The organism is Xanthobacter albus (assembly GCF_043194895.2).
Lineage (GTDB): Bacteria > Pseudomonadota > Alphaproteobacteria > Rhizobiales > Xanthobacteraceae > Xanthobacter.
Window position 1 is genome coordinate 782,017 of the sequence record NZ_CM195532.1, and the last position, 15,835, is coordinate 797,851.

The following is a 15,835-nucleotide window of genomic DNA, read 5'->3' on the forward strand; positions in this document are numbered from 1 at the left end:
CGGAGCCGCGCGGGCCTGAGCAAGGGCCCTTGCCGGGCGCCCTCAGAACGGCGGGTGGGGAATGGCGGCGAGGAGCGTGCGCGTATAGTCCTGCCGCGGGGCGTCCAGCACCGTGGCGCAATCGCCCTCCTCGACGATGCGCCCGCCCTGCATGACGATGACGCGATCGCACAGCAGCCTCACCACCGCGAGGTCGTGGGACACGAAGAGATAGCTCATGCCGAGCGTCTCCTTCAGGTCCACCAGAAGGTTCAGCACCACCGCCTGCACCGATACGTCAAGCGCGGCGGTGGGCTCGTCCAGCACCAGCAGGTCGGGCGAGACCGCGATGGCGCGGGCGATGCCCACGCGCGCCTTCTGCCCGCCCGAGAGCTGGTGCGGGAAGCGGTCCAAAAGATGGGCCGGCAGGCCGCACAGCGCCGCCAGCTCCTCCACCCGCGCCGCCACCGCCGCCTTCGGCATGGCGGTGCCGTCGCCCCGCGCGCCGAGGCGCAGGAGCGGATCGGCGATGGCGCGGCGGGCGGTGAAACGCGGGTTGAGGCTGTCGGTGGCATCCTGGAACACCATCTGCAGCCGGCCGCGCCAGGGCGAGCGGGCGAATTTCGCGGCCGGCACCGCGCCCACGTCCGCCCCGTCGAAGAGGATGGTGCCGGAGGTGGGGTCCGCAAGGCGCATGACCATGGCCGAGGTGGTGGACTTGCCGCAGCCCGATTCGCCCACCAGCCCCACGCTCTCGCCCCGCCCCACCGTGAAGGAGATGCCGTCCACCGCGCGGAACGCGCCCGAGCGCGCCGACTTCAGCGGATATTCCTTCACCAGGTTCCGGACCACGAGCAGCGGCTCGGCCGGCTTTCTCCCGGCCGGCGCGGGAGGGGCGGCGGGGGCCGGCGGCGCGGCATCTTCAGGCAGCAGGTCGCGCACGCTGGCGCTGCCATGGGGCGTCGCGCGCAGCAGGCGGCGGGTGTAGGCGTGCCGGGGACGATGGAACAGCTCCTGCGCCGGCGCCGATTCCACCACCTCCCCGTCCTTCATAACGATGAGATGGTCGCAATAGGCGGCGGCGAGGCCGAGATCGTGGGTGATGAGGATCATGGCCATGCCGCGCGCGCGCGTCAGCTCGGCCACGAGGTCCATCACCGCCTTTTGGGTGGTCACGTCGAGCCCGGTGGTGGGCTCGTCGGCGATGAGGAGCTGCGGCCGGCAGGCGAGCGCGAGCGCGATCACCACGCGCTGGCACATGCCGCCCGAAAGCTCGAACGGATAGGCGTGGTAGCGCTCCTCCGGATTGCTGATGCGCACCGCCTTGAGCGCCTCGATGGCCTTCCCGTAGGCGTTGGAACCGTCGGCCTGCACGTGCTGGCGCAGCACGTCCTCGATCTGGTGGCCCACCTTGCGGATGGGGTCGAGGGCGGCGCGCGGGTTCTGGAAGATCATGGAGATCTCCCGGCCCCTGATGTCGCGCATGGCGCGCTCGGAGGCGGCGGCGATGTCCACCCCGTCGAAGCTGATGCCGCCGCCGGCGATGACGCCCGCCGCATCGAGGATGCGCATGAGCGAATAGGAGGTCACCGACTTGCCGGAGCCCGATTCGCCCACGATGCCCAGCGTGCGCCCCTTCTCCAGGGTGAAGCTGACACCGCGCACCGCGTGCACGAGGCCGTTGCGGGTGCGGAAATCGACGCTGAGGTCGCGCACATCCAGGAATGCGGCCATGGCGTGTCTCCTCAGCTTCGGGCGCGGGGATCGACGATGTCGCGCAGCCCGTCGCCCAGCATGTTGAAGGTGAACACCGCGAGCATCAGCGCCGCGCCGGGGAACAGGGCCAGCCACCATTCGCCGGAGACGATGAAGCGCGCGCCCTCGGCCACCATGATGCCCCACTCGGGCGCCGGCGGGCGCACCCCGAGGCCGATGAAGGACAGGCCCGCCGCGTTCAGGATCGCCCAGCCGAGGTTGAGCGAGATCTGCACCATCATGGGCGGCAGCGCATTGGGGAAGATCTGCGCGAACAGGATGCGCAGGTTCGAGTTGCCGGAAAGGCGCGCCGCCTGCACGAAACCGGCCTCGCGGCGGATGTTCACCTCGGTGCGGCTGAGGCGGGCATAGAAGGGCAGGTTCACGATGGCGGTGGCGAGCACGATGTTGCCCACCGAATTGCCCAGCGCCGCCACGATGCCCATGGCCAGCACGAACAGCGGGAACGCCATCACCGTGTCGAGCACGCGCGAGACGATGCGGTCGGTCCAGCCGCCGTAGAAGCCCGCGAGCGAGCCCAGCACCGCGCCCGCCGCGAACGACAGCGCCACCGCCGAAAGCGAGATGGCGAGATCGAGCCGCGCCGCCACCACCACGCGGGAGAAGACATCGCGGCCGAGGTCGTCGGTGCCGAACCAGTTCCGCCAGGACGGGGGCTTCAGGGCGTTGGCGGCATCGGTGGCGAGCGGGTCGTGGGGCACGAGGAGCGGCCCGGCGAGGGCCGCCAGCACCAGCATCACCAGCAGGGTGAAGGCGATGAGCGTCATCGGGTTGGCGCGCAGCACATGGAGCATGTGGCGGCCGATGCCCTCCGCGCGGGCGGCGGGGGCGGCGAGGGGCGTCATGTCATTCGCTCCGTCCATGCGGCTCACCCGTCGAAGCCGACGCGCGGGTCGATCAGCGTGTAGGAGAGGTCGATCAGCAGGTTGATGACCACGAACAGGATCGCCATCACCAGCACGAAGCCCTGCACGGCGGCATAATCGGAGACCACCAGCGCCTCGACCGCGTAGGAGCCGATGCCGGGCCAGGCGAACACCTTCTCCACCAGCACGTTGGCGCCGAGCGCGAATGAGAACACCATGCCGAAGGTGGTGATGACGGGCAGCAGCGCGTTGCGCAGGGCATAGCCGAGCAGCACCTTGCGCCGGGAGAGGCCCGCCGCCCGCGCGGTGCGCACAAAGTCCGCCGCCAGCACCTGCAGCATGGCCGCCCGCGTCATGCGCGCCAGCGGCGCCAGGGTGAAGATGGCCAGCGTCACCGCCGGCAGCACCAACTGGCTGAAGGCCGCCCCCGCGGTTTCCGGATCGCCGGCGAGCAGCGCGTCCACCACGAAGAAGCCGGTGACCGTGGGCGGCGGGAGATAGGCGAAGTCGAGCCGGCCCACCGGTGCCGGCGCGATCCCGAGCCGGTAGTAGAACACATAGACGAGGGCGAGGCCGGTGAAGAACACCGGCAGCGAGACGCCCGCCGTCACCACCACCCGGCAGGCATGGTCGACGAGGCTGCCCGGCCGCGTCGCCGCCAGGATGCCGAGCGGCACCGCGATGGCGAGCGACAGCGCCAGCGCCGACAGGGTCAGCTCCAGGGAGGCGGGCAGGCGCGCCGCGATGTCGGAGAGCACGCTCTGGCCGGTGGAGATGGACTGGCCGAGGTTGCCGGCGGCGAGATCCTGGAGATAGCGCACGAACTGGGCCGGCAAGGGCTTGTCGAGCCCCAGCGCCGCGCGCACCTGGGCGATGGATTCCGGCGTCGCCGCCGGCCCCGCGAAATAGGCCGCCGGATCGCCCGGCAGCGCCCGCGTGAGGATGAAGGTGACGACCACCACGCCGAACAGCGTCGGCACCGCCTGCGCGAGGCGCTTCAGGACGATCACGATCCGGGACGATGCCATCGCCTTTCCTTTCCCCGTGGCGCAAGGCGGGCGGGCCGGGAGCGGTCCGCCCGGAAACGGTCAGGACTTGGTGAGGGGCCGTGCGTCCGGCTGGCGGTGGAACCAGTATTCGTAGCCGCCGATCTTGGGCGTCATGGCCGAGGAGAGGGCCGGCTGGTAGAGCGGGATGCGCGGCACGTCCTCATAGACGGTGTCGATGATCTGCCGGATCTTGGGCGCGTAGGCGGGGTCGCTCACGGGCATGTCGAGGGTCTCGTTCACCAGCTTCACGACTTCCGGATTGTCGTAGTTGGAAGAGTTGAAGATGGTGCCGGGGGTGTAGGCCCAGAAGAAATAGTAGTCGGGATAGTTCAGCCAGCCGCCGAAATCGTCGAGGTGCATGGGCAGGCGCTTCTCCACCGAGGCGGCGGTGCGCCAGTTGGCGCCGGGGATCTTCTCGATGGGCGCCTTGATGCCGATCTTGGCGAGGCTCTCCTGGATCAGCAGCGCGGCGGGCTCCATCCAGGAGGCGAGGTCGAGATTGATGTAGAACGGCACGGTGAAGCCGTCCTTGTAGCCGGCCTCGGCCAGCAGCGCCTTCGCCTTCTCGATGTCCAGCTTGTAGGGCGAGGGCTGGGGCCAGGCGATGCTCTCCGCCTTTTGCGCGCCGCCCCACATGGGCACCCCCGCCTCGTAGGCGGCGGTCTTGAAGATGGCCTCGTAGGGCACCGCATAGGCGATGGCCTGGCGCACCTTCTTGTTCTTGAAGGGCTCGAAATTCTCGTTCAGGGCGAGCACGTAGAGGCAGTTCTCGATGGGGGTGGAGACCACCTTGGCCTTGCCGGAAGCCTTCAGCTCGTTGGCGTCCTTGTCGGGGATGTTGAACACGAGGTCCACGTCGCCGCGCTCGATCAGCGCGCGCCGCGTGGCGGCCGAGGGGATCTCGCGCATGATGACGCGCTTCGCCTGCGGCAGCTTGCCGGAGGTCCACTTGTCGTTGCGGGCGTAGACGAGCTGCTGGCCGGGGTCCCACCGCTCCACCACGAAGGCGCCGGAGCCGGCGGTGTTGCGGTGGAGATATTCCGTCGCCCACGGGTCCTCCGCCGTCGCGTGGGCCTTGGCCACCTTGGAATTGATGATGAACGGCACCGGCACCGCGAGGTCCGGCAGCGTCAGCTTGGAGGCGCGCGGCAGGGTGATGCGGAAGGTCCTGTCGTCCACCGCCTCGAACTGCTCGGGCTTCTCCAAAAGGCCAGCCTTCATCTGGGTGGTGGGGAAGCCGCCGAGGCTCACCGCGCGGTCGAGGGACCACTTCACGTCCTGCGCGGTCACCGGCGTGCCGTCGGCGAAAACGGCGTTCGGCCGCAGCTTGAAGGTGATGGTGCGGCCGTCGTCGCTCACGGTCCAGCTCTCGGCGAGGTCGGGCTCGATGGTACTGGAATCGTAGCTGATGCTGCCGTCGGGCAGGGTCTTGGTGCCGAACTTCACGAGCCGGTCGTAGGCGTTCACCGCCACCTGGTAGCTGGCGCGGTTGGTGCCCTGGCGGTGCAGGTCCAGCGAGTTGATTGTGGCGCCGGTGGCCACCACCACCGTGTCGGCCGGCGCGGCCGCGGCGGGCAGCACCCGCGCCAGCGGCAGGACCCCGGCGCCGAGCGCGACGGCAAGCGTGGACTTCAGGAACTCCCGGCGCTGCATGGCCAGCCTCCTTGCGGCACCCAGATTGGATGCAAGATTACATGCAATCCAAGAAAGCAAGGTTTGGGCCATTTGGAAGATCGGGAGAGGCCGCGTTATCCGCGCCAGCATCGGCGAAACAGGAGGAGCCGCTGTCTATCTTCGCGGCACCTGCCCGAAAAACGCGCAAGGCGCAGCTTCAGGAGACGCTGCGCAACGGGCGCCGCGCGACCATGGCGGCAGAGACGTCCTTCACCGTCAGGATGTGAGCCTTCATCGCCTCATAGGCCGCCCCACCGTCACCCGCCAGGATGGCCTCCACCACCCGGCAATGCTCCCGGTGCGAGTTGCGGACCCGGTTGGCGATGCGGAACTGCGCGTGACGGAAGTGAAAGACCCGCCGCCGCGCGTCCAGCGCCAGCTCCACCAGCGCGGGATTGTGGGTGCCGTCGTAGACGAGCTGGTGGAAGTGGCTGTTGAGGGCGTCGTAGCCGGCCGCATCCTCCGCCTCCACCAGCGCCGACGCCTCGGCATGCACCGCCGCCAGCAGCGCCTTCTCGGCCGCGGACATGCGCTCGGCCGCGAAGCGGGCGCAGGCGCCCTCCAGCTCCGCCATCACCTCGAACAGCTGCAGCAGCCGCTCCTGGGATTGCTGCAGCACCACCACGCCGCGATGGGGCCGCCGCTCCACGAGGCCGAGCACGGAGAGCTGGCTCAGCACCTCCCGTACCGGCGTGCGCGACACCTGGAAGCGATCCGCCAGCGCCTGCTCGTCCAGCTTCACGCCCGGGCCGAGCACGCCGGTGACGATCTCCTCCGAGAGGACCCGCCGGAGCTGATCCACGATCAGCTCGCGCTTCTCGTCCATTTTCGCCGCCCGTGGCGCTTGCGACATCACCGAATATCCGGACCGGAAACCCACGGCGCGCGCCGGTGGCGGCGCGCGCAACACGCCCCATGATGGAGGAGCCCGCCGCGCCGGCGCAATAGGCCCCTTCGCGCCCGCCCCGGCCGCGATGCGGCATGCGGGCTGTTCTCGCCGCCCGACGATCCCGCGCCAGCTCGCCCTCCAGGGTGAAGGCGTGAAGCGGAACAGGAGACCCAAGGCAATCCCCGCAAGGAAGTTGCACCGCCGGACGCCGTTCCGGGCGGGGAGAAGAAAGACCGGGGAGGAGCGCATGAAGGATCTTGAACGCAACGCCATGGTCCGCTAGAAGCGCGCGATCCACTCACGGCGTTCAGTCGGCGTCCTGCCGGCGTACGCACCTCTGCGGAGAGGTGGCAGAGTGGTCGAATGCACCGCACTCGAAATGCGGCATAGGCGCAAGTCTATCGGGGGTTCGAATCCCCCCCTCTCCGCCATTCTATCTGCCTTATTAGATTGATATTTAAAGGCTTTTCGCTCTCTCGAGGAGGGTGTGCCCTAGCATCTGCCCCAGCGCTGACTCCGGCTTCCAGCGGGCTTGGGCGAACAGAGGCAGGCGTCAGCCGGGTTGAATCTGTAGGACCTCCTTCGGAGCCCTCGAATCTCAGGAACACACGTGATGACGATCCCATCGCCCAGGCCAAGCATCCCGGATGCTGCTCAAGAGGCAATGCAGAGCCAAGGGTGCATCGGAGCGGTCCGCCACGGCGTTTTTGTCTCCAGTTGACCCTTTGCCGCCCCTCGTCTGCCGTCTCAGCGACGACCGCTTTGCGCCCCAAGTTGGCCGTTTGCACTTCCAAACTCGCTACCCGAAACTAGACATTCGCGGGATAGCTTTTGGCGGCCGCTGAGAAGCATAAGCCGCCTTTCGCTGCGCCCCGCTCCAGTGGGCTGCCTTGCCTGTGCGCGAGATGCAAGACGCGTTCCGCGCCGCGAGGACGGTGGTCCGAACGCCAGCGTTTGCTGTTCAGCCTGTCGGGCTGTAGCGTGGCTATATCGGGGTCGGGATGGGGAAACCTGATGAGCGGAGCTGACGAGACCACTTTTGTTAGCGGATGTAAGGTGGACCATCTCTACCCGCGAGACTTCAAGAACGGTGCCGGCCGATTCTTCAACTACGTCGTCGAGGAAGACGGCACCACAACCGTCGAGTACTCCCCGCCCTTTCCATCAAGGAACCGCATCAAGCTCACTCTAACCTTCATCTACGGATCAAACGAGATCACGGCGGTAACGCTTAAGCGCTTCAAGCACCACAAGCACGAGGGCTGGGTCGAGGACCGTTTCCTGTCGGACGAGCCATTCCAGCTCACCCACTTCTCGTTCGAGAAGCTGGCGTCACTCCTGCAATTGCTGAAGGACCTCGATCTGGCGAGCCTGAACCAGCCCAGGATTCCCGTTGTGGAGGGAGGCATCTCCGGCATCGACCCGGAGTTCGCGAAGAAAATTAAAGCGCTGCTCATTCAGCCAGACGGCCAGAGGATCGTCGATGAGCTAGTCAGGAGCGGGCTCATCACTTCGCACGACATCGTCAACATCGGTTACCGTAAGGCGCAGCTGGAGAAGTTTCGGCTCATGCTCAATGACGCCGGAGAGGTCAAGGCGTACGCTGAGAGAGAGGGCGTGAGGACGGACCAACCTGAAAAGGCTTGGCAGCACTTCCTCGGACACAACGAGTGGATATTCGGCTTCGGCCTCGACTATCGGTTCCTCGGCATTCTCCAGGAGGAGACGGTAGTGGGATCATCGGACCTCGCGGGGCGGGACGCACCCGTCGTGGACTTTCTTCTTGGCGCAACCCACTTCACAGTGCTGGTCGAGGTTAAGCAGCCGGGCACGCCGCTGTTCGGCGGAAGCCGAGCACGCTCTGGGGCGTGGCGTTTGTCCACGGATCTGATGGAGTCGGTCTCGCAGATCCTCCAGCAGAAAGCCGACTGGGTGGTCAAGGCGGAGACCCACGCCGCAGGGAACTACGACCGCGACGGAGCGCTGATCCGCCATCGCACCGCTGACCCCAAGTGCATCCTCGTCATCGGGAGCGACGACGCCTTCTCCGGAAGCGATATGGAGCGGGAGGCCAAATTCCGGACCTTCGAGCTCTTCAGGAGGGATTCCCGAAACATAGACATCTTCACCTATAGTGAGCTCTTCGCGAGGGCAGCCTTCGTCGTCGACCGCTCGGCACGGCAGGCGGATACGTATCGGGCCAGCACGGTGAAGGACTGATCGGAAAGGGTACGCGCGCTTATCCGGCAGGGGCGAGCGGCGAGGGTACGGGCGTCACGCGGGTGCAGCCAGCGATGCAACGTCAGCTATAGCTGGTCACCGAGCCAGAACCAGCCGATCCGCTACTGGGGGGGTTTCCGGCCGTCCGCTTTCAATCGGATGATCGACAAAGCAGACGTATCAGTCCGTCCGCTGACCCCTTTTTGACCTTCGCCCCAGTAGCTGAGAAGCTGCCGTATTGACCCCTGTCAGGTCAGGTCCGGATGGGAGCCCTGCGGGTTGCCAATGCTCGGTTGAAACACGGCTTGAGCCGACCTGGACGGTCGGCCTGCAGCGGGCGCGTCAGCGCTCAGGGCGCTTTGCCGGCTCAGGTTATCAGGCTGAGCACATGGGCGTGTTGTCCAGGCTCTTCCAGGAAAGCGCGGAAGCCGCGGTCCCAGACCGCGGCAGTACGATCCTGCGTGACCAGCCAATCCCCGGCTATATTGCCGCGCATGGAGCCGTTGACGTGAACCTGGAGGCGGTGGAACAGTTCGATCACCTTGCGGTCGTTCGAGAAGTAGCCGCCGTCCTTCAGGGTGCCGGGATTGTAGTCGACGAAGAGGAGGGGAGGCTTGGGGGAGCGTGCCCGGGCCTCAGCCAACCAAGTGTTAAGGTGCAGGTCGGCGAGGCCGGACCCGATGACGTAGATGATATCTGCCCGCATCGCGTCGATGGCGAGCGCGGAATAGTAATGTGAGAGCGGTCGCGCCTGGACCCGAGACAACTTTTCGAGGCCGGTCACGACCGACGTTCGAAGCGTGTAGGTTCCATCCATGCGGGAAGGCGAACTGCCGGAGAAGAACGCGTGTTTCAGCGCCTCGGCGCGGTCGTCGAACCAAGTGAGTTCCCCCATGTCGGCGCCCGGCGTGCGAGGAAAGCCCATGTGCACGGAACCGTGCAGGTGCAGGAGGGCGGTCCTGTCCTGCTGGTCCCAGAACGTGTCGATATCGAACCACCGAGCGCCATCGCGGATGGTCGATCCGTAGCCGGTGTAGAGGTCGGGCACAGCCTGGAGCGGGAAATCGTCGTAGTTGGTCGTGTAGACGCGGGTGACGTGGTTCGCGCGCAGACCGTTCACGAAGTCCGCCAGTAGCCGCAAATCCCATGCCGGGGCTGCCGAGCGGGCGGCAAGCTCACAGTAGATGACCTCCACGATCTTCCCGCAAAGAGCCTTAAGAGCCGCCTCCTTAAGCCCTGTCCTATCAGCCAGGAAGGGCTGCATGATCGGCTTGAATTCGTCATAGGCGCCTACAGTCGGCGGCGTCGCGAACAGGAGTTCGTGCGCGCAGTGATAGATCTGCTCAAAATGCACGATGCCGGGCTTGTTCAGGTAACCCGTCAGGCCAGTCTTAATCGTCTGGAAGGCTCCGTCGCCGCCGGTCATCTGCATGACCCGGTCCGCCATGACCGTCTTCTCGATGATGTCGGTCAGCTTCATCGTCGAAGGTGCGCCGAAGTCAATTGCGGCACCGGCACCTAACAAGACCAAGGCTCTCTTCACAGGAGGCTCCCTCATTCCGCGCCGTCGTCGCGCAGTTCACACCAGCACATCGTGAGGGTTCGCCGAGAGCAAGTCACGCGAGATCGGCTTTGTGCGGTCAGAACAGCGGCAAGACGAACGACCGCTTTCGGGCTCCACGCAAGCCGCCGTGAACGGCGAAGTCGGGGTCGGGAGCCGAAGGGCAGCTACGCGCCATTCGCTACCCGATAGCTGACCGTCCGGAGACGGGTTGGGAGCGATCATGCGTGGTTTCAGGCGCGAATGTCGGCTCAGGGCCGTTAGTTTTGGTTTTCTCGGGATTCGATAGAGACCGTCTTCTTCAAGCTACCGACCCGCCGTTTGGAAAGCAGATTTGAGGACTTTTTCCTGAAGCCCTCGTTTCTATCCCATATTGGATCGGTTCCCAGACGTAGGGTGAACTTGCCCGTCTTGGTATCTCGCTTTGCCGTGCCGACCTTGAAGTGCTGGGCAAGTAGAATAGCACCGCTCAACGGCTTGATGTCATAGTCTCTATAGAAGCGCCCGCCTTGTGAGTCCTGACTTCCCCATGGAGATAGCTCAGGTCCAGGGTACAAGAATGACGCATTGATGACCTTGCCATATGCGGCGCCAGCCCGCCCGTCGGTCACTTTGCAATTGGGGTATTCTCCAGCTTGCCGAAGAGCCTTCAACCAGTTCTTCAGCTCCCACTTATCATTTGGCTCTTTGACCTCAAAAGCAAGGATCCAAGGATCGGTTTCGGACTTGGATATTGCGACAACGTCAGCCCTCAAACGTTCTTCGAAACCCAGCAGGGAGATGCGGCACTCCTCAATGCAGTCGAATGATTCAGTTAGATGGGCAAGGATTTCTTTGCGTCGTGACGCCTCAATATCCACGCCGAGTCTCCTACGTTTGGTTCCACAACCTCGACACATGACACCGCTTGCTGTGATCGCGTCAAGGAATGTCCACTTTGATGCCGATGCACTGCGGCAGAGCGGTTTGTTACGAAGGGGGCTTCGGGCCGAAAGCGATTATGCGCCTGCTAAACGCGAATGTCTGCTTCGCTACTTGCCGAGGCTAAGACCGGCCAGTCCGCTCCCGGCCCCAAACCGGCAATTCGTGATGCTCGCAGCGAACTTCGGCTCCTGGCGCAAGTGGGTCAATGCGCCTGAACGCCCCGAGCGGATGGTGGAGGTATCCTGAAGAGGCCATCTTAGCCGCGGTCAGTGACCGGCGTGCAGGTATCCCCGCCTACACGCCAGCTCCGCAAGCCGGCGAGTTTGGGAGCGGAGCACAATGCTCCGCATTTGCCGGAGATTATGCAAGGGCGCATGCCGCTTCCCGTCCCAACGTGTCGACAAGCACCTGCAGGGCGTCGTTCAGCAGTGGCCATGCCCAGTCTTCATAAACCTCGCCTTCCGCGACGAAGAGCGACAGGGTGCAGGACGTTCTTGAGGTGACGGAGGCCATGCGCCCGCCCGCCGCAAGATGGAGCGTCGGCGACAGGGTGAGGCAAAGCCGCATCGCGTAGGGGTCGTTGGCAGGGCCGGCGACATGCCGCTCGTCGCTGGGGCCGCTCAGTTGATAGGTCATGCAGAGGGGCAACCGCTCCTGGATCTCGTCGTGGGGCCTGCCGAGGATGATGGAGGCGTGCTGCTTGTCCGCCGAGTTGAGGCTGAACGCGACGCCCATGTCGGGCTCGGCTGCGTGGAGCTTGATGAAGAGGGCTGGATCGCACCATGCCTGGATGATGGCCTCGGACGGGGCGTGGATCAGGCGGCGGTGGCGGACGAGAAGGTGGTGCTGGCCGGCGGCGGAAACGTGCGGGAACATGAGGCGACCTCTCGCGTGAGAAGAGCGCCTCATCCCGGCCTGGGTGGCTTTACGGAGAAGGTCGAGAGAAGAGCCCAGCGGAAAAAGCCGCTGGAGTAGAAGAGATGGGAAGAAAGAGGTCTGGTGTTGGTCTTGAGGCAGAGGGACCCAGGCCGGGAATGAGACGCTGCCGAGCGGGAGTGCTTCGGCTCGCGTCATATAAAAAGGCGGCGCGGGCCGAAATACACGGTACCTCGTCAGGGTATGAACCCGCCGTGGCCGTGAGTTTTCAATCCGCTGCCTCTTGGATCAATGGCGCGATCCGGTCCGCCAGTTCGTCTTCGCTCAGCTCGCTTGCGGCCAGCGCCAGCCAAGTGGTCACTGCCGTGGCGTCGTCCATGGCGAGTTCATAGCCGTTGAGGGCCAGGAACAGCTCGCACACCACGAAGGACGTGCGCTTGTTGCCGTCGACGAACGGGTGGTTCTTGGCGATGCCATAGGCATAGGCGGCGGCCAGCGCCGCCATGTCGGAGGCGGACACTGGTGCCTCGGCGGCCTCGTCCGGCTGCATGTAGTGGTAACGGTTCTTCGGACGATCGAGAGCCGTCTCCAGCAACCCTTCGTCCCGCACGCCCCGGCCGCCACCGTGCTCCGCAAGCTGGGCGTCATGAACGGCAAGCACGACGGCCTTGGTCACCCAGCGCGGCTCACCCCGGATGCTCGCCCCACTCATTTCGCGAGTTCGCGCAGCACGTTGCGGCGCTTCTTCATGATCTTGCGGGCTTCCTCCATCTGCGCCTCGAACTCGGGCTCGTAGGGCGACAGGTGGTAGCCGTCCGGGGTCTCGGTCAGATAGAGGGTGTCGCCCTGGCCCACCTTGAGGCGCGCCAGCACCTCCTTGGGCAGCACCGCGCCCACCGAGTTGCCGATCTTTCCGAGCTTCAGCGCAACCATGGCGATGTTCCTTTCCGTATGAACGAATGTATGAACCCTATGGCGAGGTCAAGGCCGATCCGCTCAGCTGTGCGGGGCATGGGAGCGGATCGGCTCGGTTCTGCTCACTCCTCGGTGAACGGCTCCCAATCCTCGATCAGGCGATGAACTGGCGTGAAGTCGGTGTAGCGCTCGTGCAGGCGGGCGGCGAGGTCAGGGTCCCCGGTCTCGCCGACAGCCGCAATCACGGCCTCCAGCATCAGGGCCATGAAGGGCACGCTGTCTGTCCGGTCGGCCAGCATGGTGCGGTAGAGGTCCACGGCATTCCAGACGTCGCGATTGCCGGCGGGGGCGATGACGACGAAGATGGCGCGGGCGCTCGGCCCCAGCCGTTCGCGGATGAGGGCTGCAAGCAGGTGCTCGGCGGTCAGCTGAACCAGCGGATCGGCCAGGAGGCCCGGCGCCTCGGGATCGAGGTGGAGGGCGCAGGTGCGGGTCAGTTCGCGGTAGCGCGCCGTGCTGCTTCGGCCCGGCTGGCGCATGGCCTCGGAATATTTCATCTCGATGGCAATGAAGGCCGGGCCGCCGTCCGGGGCAAGGCCACTCACGAAGAGGTCGAAGGCGGTGTAGTCGCCGAGATAGGTGGGGTCGCCCCGGCCGGGCGAGTGCTCGAAGGCGAGCTTCCTGACTTCGCCGAAGAAACCGGGGAAGAGGTGGTTGAAGAGGGCGCGGCCGTGGTCGGGCGCAGTCTGGCAGCGGGCGAACAGGTTGAAGGTGAGCGGCTGGCTCGACAGGAGGTTCTCCCACAGCCTCGGCTCTTCGATGAAGGCGCCAATCTCCCGATAGGCCGTCGCGCGGCGGGTCAGGCGGGCGATGTCGGGGGTCAGGAGGTTGCGGCCCCGGCGGGCGTCGTCTGGATCGAGGCGGCTGCCGAGGATGCGCTGGCGTCCGTCCCGGCTCCGAAGCAAGCCCGGTGCCAGGCCCCGGCTTTCCCGCCAGATGGATTGAAGCAGGCGGGCACAGCTCGCAAAGCGCGTGTCACCCGGCTCATTCACATGGTAGTGCTGGAGCCTCTCACGAGGCACAATAGGGAGAAGTGAGTTCTCATAACCATATGTATTATCTAACATTTTGTCACCTGATTGCTGATCGGTGACGATATTTCCTGCCGGCCTGCGACAACATTACGCAGCTTCGCGACCGTCTGATTCGGGTTCCAAAACTCTATATTTATTGTCCGGCAAATTCCGGGCGCCTTCGTCAACCTCCTGTGAGGCGCTTTCATGTCCTTCGATTCGTTCTCCTCCGCCGATCTCCTCCCGCAACTTTCTACCCAGTCCAGTGGGCAGTTCATGGGGCCATTTGCATCCGCCATTCGCGTAGACAAAGCGAGCGGCGATATGGCTTGGCGCAGGAAACTGGTGCGATCGACCCGCTACATCAACCGCAATGAACTGCACCGCCTGTATGAGAGCATCCTGTTTGCGAACTATATGGGTGAAGTGCTGAATGTCGAAATGACGATCGCCTGGCAGCTTGCTGGTATTACAAAGCCGGAGGCTGTCACGCGGGCCCTTGAGCTCCTTCTGGGGCGGTTTCGTAAATTTGTGACGCACCGAAAGTTCAGGACTTGCTACTATGCAGTCCATGAAAATGAGCGAAAGATCGGCTATCATACGCATTTGGCGTTTCATGTTCCGGAAAAATACAGGGTCGCGTTCCATCGCTGGTGGCAGAATGTCGAAGATGAGCTCAGCAATTGCGGTGGCCCGGATAAGCTTATTTTTGTGCGATTTCACAAGGAGGATGCAATACATAGCCAGTGGCGCTGGTTTCAGTATTGCATGAAAGGCCTTGACCCAAAGCTGATGAAAAGCGAGGCAAAGAGAGAGGGTTCGGAGACGCTTAACACCAACAAGCTTGCGGGTGTTTGGCGCCGGGAAACGGGTCGCATCCCCATGAAGAGGGTGCACATCGCGCGCGCGATGTGCAAGAAAGCGCAGGGCCACGCCGGTTATAAAGCGCCGTTCCGTATTAGTAATGTGTTTGATGAATACAGATATACGGATATAGAGTACATTCGCGGGAAGCGCGAGCGGAATGTGCTGCTTAACGAAACGATCAAGGCGCTCAATTCAATGGATCTAATTTAGACACAATTGACGACTTGAGCCATATCGATGGCATTGCGTCTATTGATGCAGGCATAAGGACCACAGCGTTCCGCAGCCAGACCTGTCAGCTGCGGAACGCTGGCGGCGTGCTTTCGTCCAGACATGCGCCGAGTGCGGGTACCTCATGTCTTCTGGCAATCATCGACATATCCTTTGGCAAGCATTGGCTGCACTGCCAGCGGTGCCGGTGCCGGTGCCGGGATGCGATGAAAACGGCTGTGAGATGCGTAGACGCGGCAATAGCGGCAGAGCTGCCTTCAACTAAAAGTAGTCCGCCCGGCCAGAAACGGAGGCTCCGTATTCGAGAACTTGTTGAGTATGGAGCCTCCGTTTCGTCTTCACGGAAATCGAACTCGAAAAGCACTGTAGAAACAGGAAGTTATGTGCATCGCGCGTGGCTTAAACGCGATTTGGGGCGGCGTTGGCTTGGCCGTCCCACCCTATGCGCGCCAGCAAGGCGGCGAGGCCACGGTCCGGCTCGGCAGCGGGGTGGCCGTCACGGACGATGGTGCCCCGGCCGGGATAGAAATTCCATTCGTCGATTTTGAGCTGATAGGCGGTCTTGCGCTCGAAGCAGATGCCGAGGGCGTTCAGGCGATGGATGGCATGAGCCATCCGGGGCGGGTCATCGGGCAGCGGGGCGTCGCTGGGGAAAATGCTTCTGCTCATCTTGGTTTTCTCCTCCTGCTGCCGAGGTGGTGGCGGAGCGCACCAGGGCATGGGTGATCTGGGGCAGATGGTCAGGAGAGAGGGAGAGGGAGAGGGAGAGGGGAGAGGAGATGGACGGCAGGGGGATCGTCATCGCAGGGGGGTATTGCGAATATGGTGCGCGAGGCCGCGTTTGAGTAGCGCCGACCTGCGCCTCGTTTGCCGGGGTGCCGTTCACCGGCCGGACGAGCAAAACAAAAGCCTCCGTGCCGGGTTGAACGGCAGCG

General features: G+C 64.5%; 14 protein-coding genes and 1 tRNA gene. 3 read left to right on the top strand and 12 right to left on the bottom strand.

Features of this window, described 5'->3' with window-relative positions:
* Positions 1-42: 42 nt before the first annotated feature.
* From V5F75_RS03445 to V5F75_RS03465, 5 genes are all read right to left on the bottom strand, one after another.
* A complete protein-coding gene (locus V5F75_RS03445) occupies positions 43-1,713 on the bottom strand; it encodes a dipeptide ABC transporter ATP-binding protein (protein ID WP_394033101.1) in 1,671 nt (556 codons plus the stop codon).
* 11 nt (positions 1,714-1,724) lie between these two features.
* Positions 1,725-2,600, bottom strand: coding sequence for an ABC transporter permease (locus tag V5F75_RS03450; protein WP_394033102.1), 876 nt, complete (start codon positions 2,598-2,600; stop codon positions 1,725-1,727).
* 23 nt (positions 2,601-2,623) lie between these two features.
* Positions 2,624-3,649 (bottom strand): ABC transporter permease, encoded by a 1,026-nt coding sequence (locus V5F75_RS03455; protein ID WP_394033103.1) that lies wholly within the window; start codon positions 3,647-3,649, stop codon positions 2,624-2,626.
* A gap of 60 nt (positions 3,650-3,709) precedes the next feature.
* A complete protein-coding gene (locus tag V5F75_RS03460) occupies positions 3,710-5,323 on the bottom strand; it encodes an ABC transporter substrate-binding protein (protein ID WP_394033104.1) in 1,614 nt (537 codons plus the stop codon).
* 178 nt (positions 5,324-5,501) lie between these two features.
* Complete coding sequence (locus tag V5F75_RS03465; RefSeq protein ID WP_394033105.1) at positions 5,502-6,197, bottom strand: GntR family transcriptional regulator; 696 nt, start codon at positions 6,195-6,197, stop codon at positions 5,502-5,504.
* A 377-nt stretch (positions 6,198-6,574) separates the two neighbouring features.
* On the opposite strand from V5F75_RS03465, the gene V5F75_RS03470 reads away from it, so the two are divergent.
* Both V5F75_RS03470 and V5F75_RS03475 read left to right on the top strand, forming a co-directional pair.
* A tRNA-Ser gene (locus V5F75_RS03470) sits at positions 6,575-6,664 on the top strand.
* Positions 6,665-7,289: 625 nt separating this feature from the next.
* Positions 7,290-8,453 (top strand): Shedu immune nuclease family protein, encoded by a 1,164-nt coding sequence (locus V5F75_RS03475; protein ID WP_394033106.1) that lies wholly within the window; start codon positions 7,290-7,292, stop codon positions 8,451-8,453.
* Positions 8,454-8,820: 367 nt separating this feature from the next.
* Here the strand turns inward: V5F75_RS03475 and V5F75_RS03480 are convergent, their stop codons facing one another.
* The 6 genes from V5F75_RS03480 to V5F75_RS03505 form a co-directional block, all read right to left on the bottom strand.
* Positions 8,821-9,933 carry an SIR2 family protein gene (locus V5F75_RS03480; RefSeq protein ID WP_394033107.1) on the bottom strand — a complete coding sequence of 371 codons (1,113 nt, stop codon included), beginning with the start codon at positions 9,931-9,933 and terminating at the stop codon, positions 8,821-8,823.
* A gap of 341 nt (positions 9,934-10,274) precedes the next feature.
* A complete protein-coding gene (locus V5F75_RS03485; RefSeq protein ID WP_394033108.1) occupies positions 10,275-10,874 on the bottom strand; it encodes a hypothetical protein in 600 nt (199 codons plus the stop codon).
* Between the two features lie 424 nt (positions 10,875-11,298).
* Complete coding sequence (locus V5F75_RS03490; protein ID WP_394033109.1) at positions 11,299-11,814, bottom strand: hypothetical protein; 516 nt, start codon at positions 11,812-11,814, stop codon at positions 11,299-11,301.
* A gap of 268 nt (positions 11,815-12,082) precedes the next feature.
* The gene (locus V5F75_RS03495) at positions 12,083-12,490 is read right to left on the bottom strand and encodes a type II toxin-antitoxin system death-on-curing family toxin (protein ID WP_394033110.1); all 408 of its coding nucleotides are present in this window, start codon (positions 12,488-12,490) and stop codon (positions 12,083-12,085) included.
* Between the two features lie 32 nt (positions 12,491-12,522).
* Complete coding sequence (locus V5F75_RS03500; protein WP_234050726.1) at positions 12,523-12,747, bottom strand: AbrB/MazE/SpoVT family DNA-binding domain-containing protein; 225 nt, start codon at positions 12,745-12,747, stop codon at positions 12,523-12,525.
* A gap of 104 nt (positions 12,748-12,851) precedes the next feature.
* Positions 12,852-13,856, bottom strand: a complete 1,005-nt coding sequence (locus V5F75_RS03505; protein WP_394033111.1) for a PGN_0703 family putative restriction endonuclease — start codon at positions 13,854-13,856, stop codon at positions 12,852-12,854.
* Between the two features lie 153 nt (positions 13,857-14,009).
* On the opposite strand from V5F75_RS03505, the gene V5F75_RS03510 reads away from it, so the two are divergent.
* The gene (locus V5F75_RS03510; protein WP_394033112.1) at positions 14,010-14,879 is read left to right on the top strand and encodes a hypothetical protein; all 870 of its coding nucleotides are present in this window, start codon (positions 14,010-14,012) and stop codon (positions 14,877-14,879) included.
* A 420-nt stretch (positions 14,880-15,299) separates the two neighbouring features.
* On the opposite strand, the gene V5F75_RS03515 is transcribed toward V5F75_RS03510, so the two are convergent.
* Entirely contained in the window at positions 15,300-15,515 is a 216-nt protein-coding gene (locus tag V5F75_RS03515) for a hypothetical protein (protein ID WP_394040902.1), read from the bottom strand.
* Positions 15,516-15,835 lie beyond the last annotated feature (320 nt).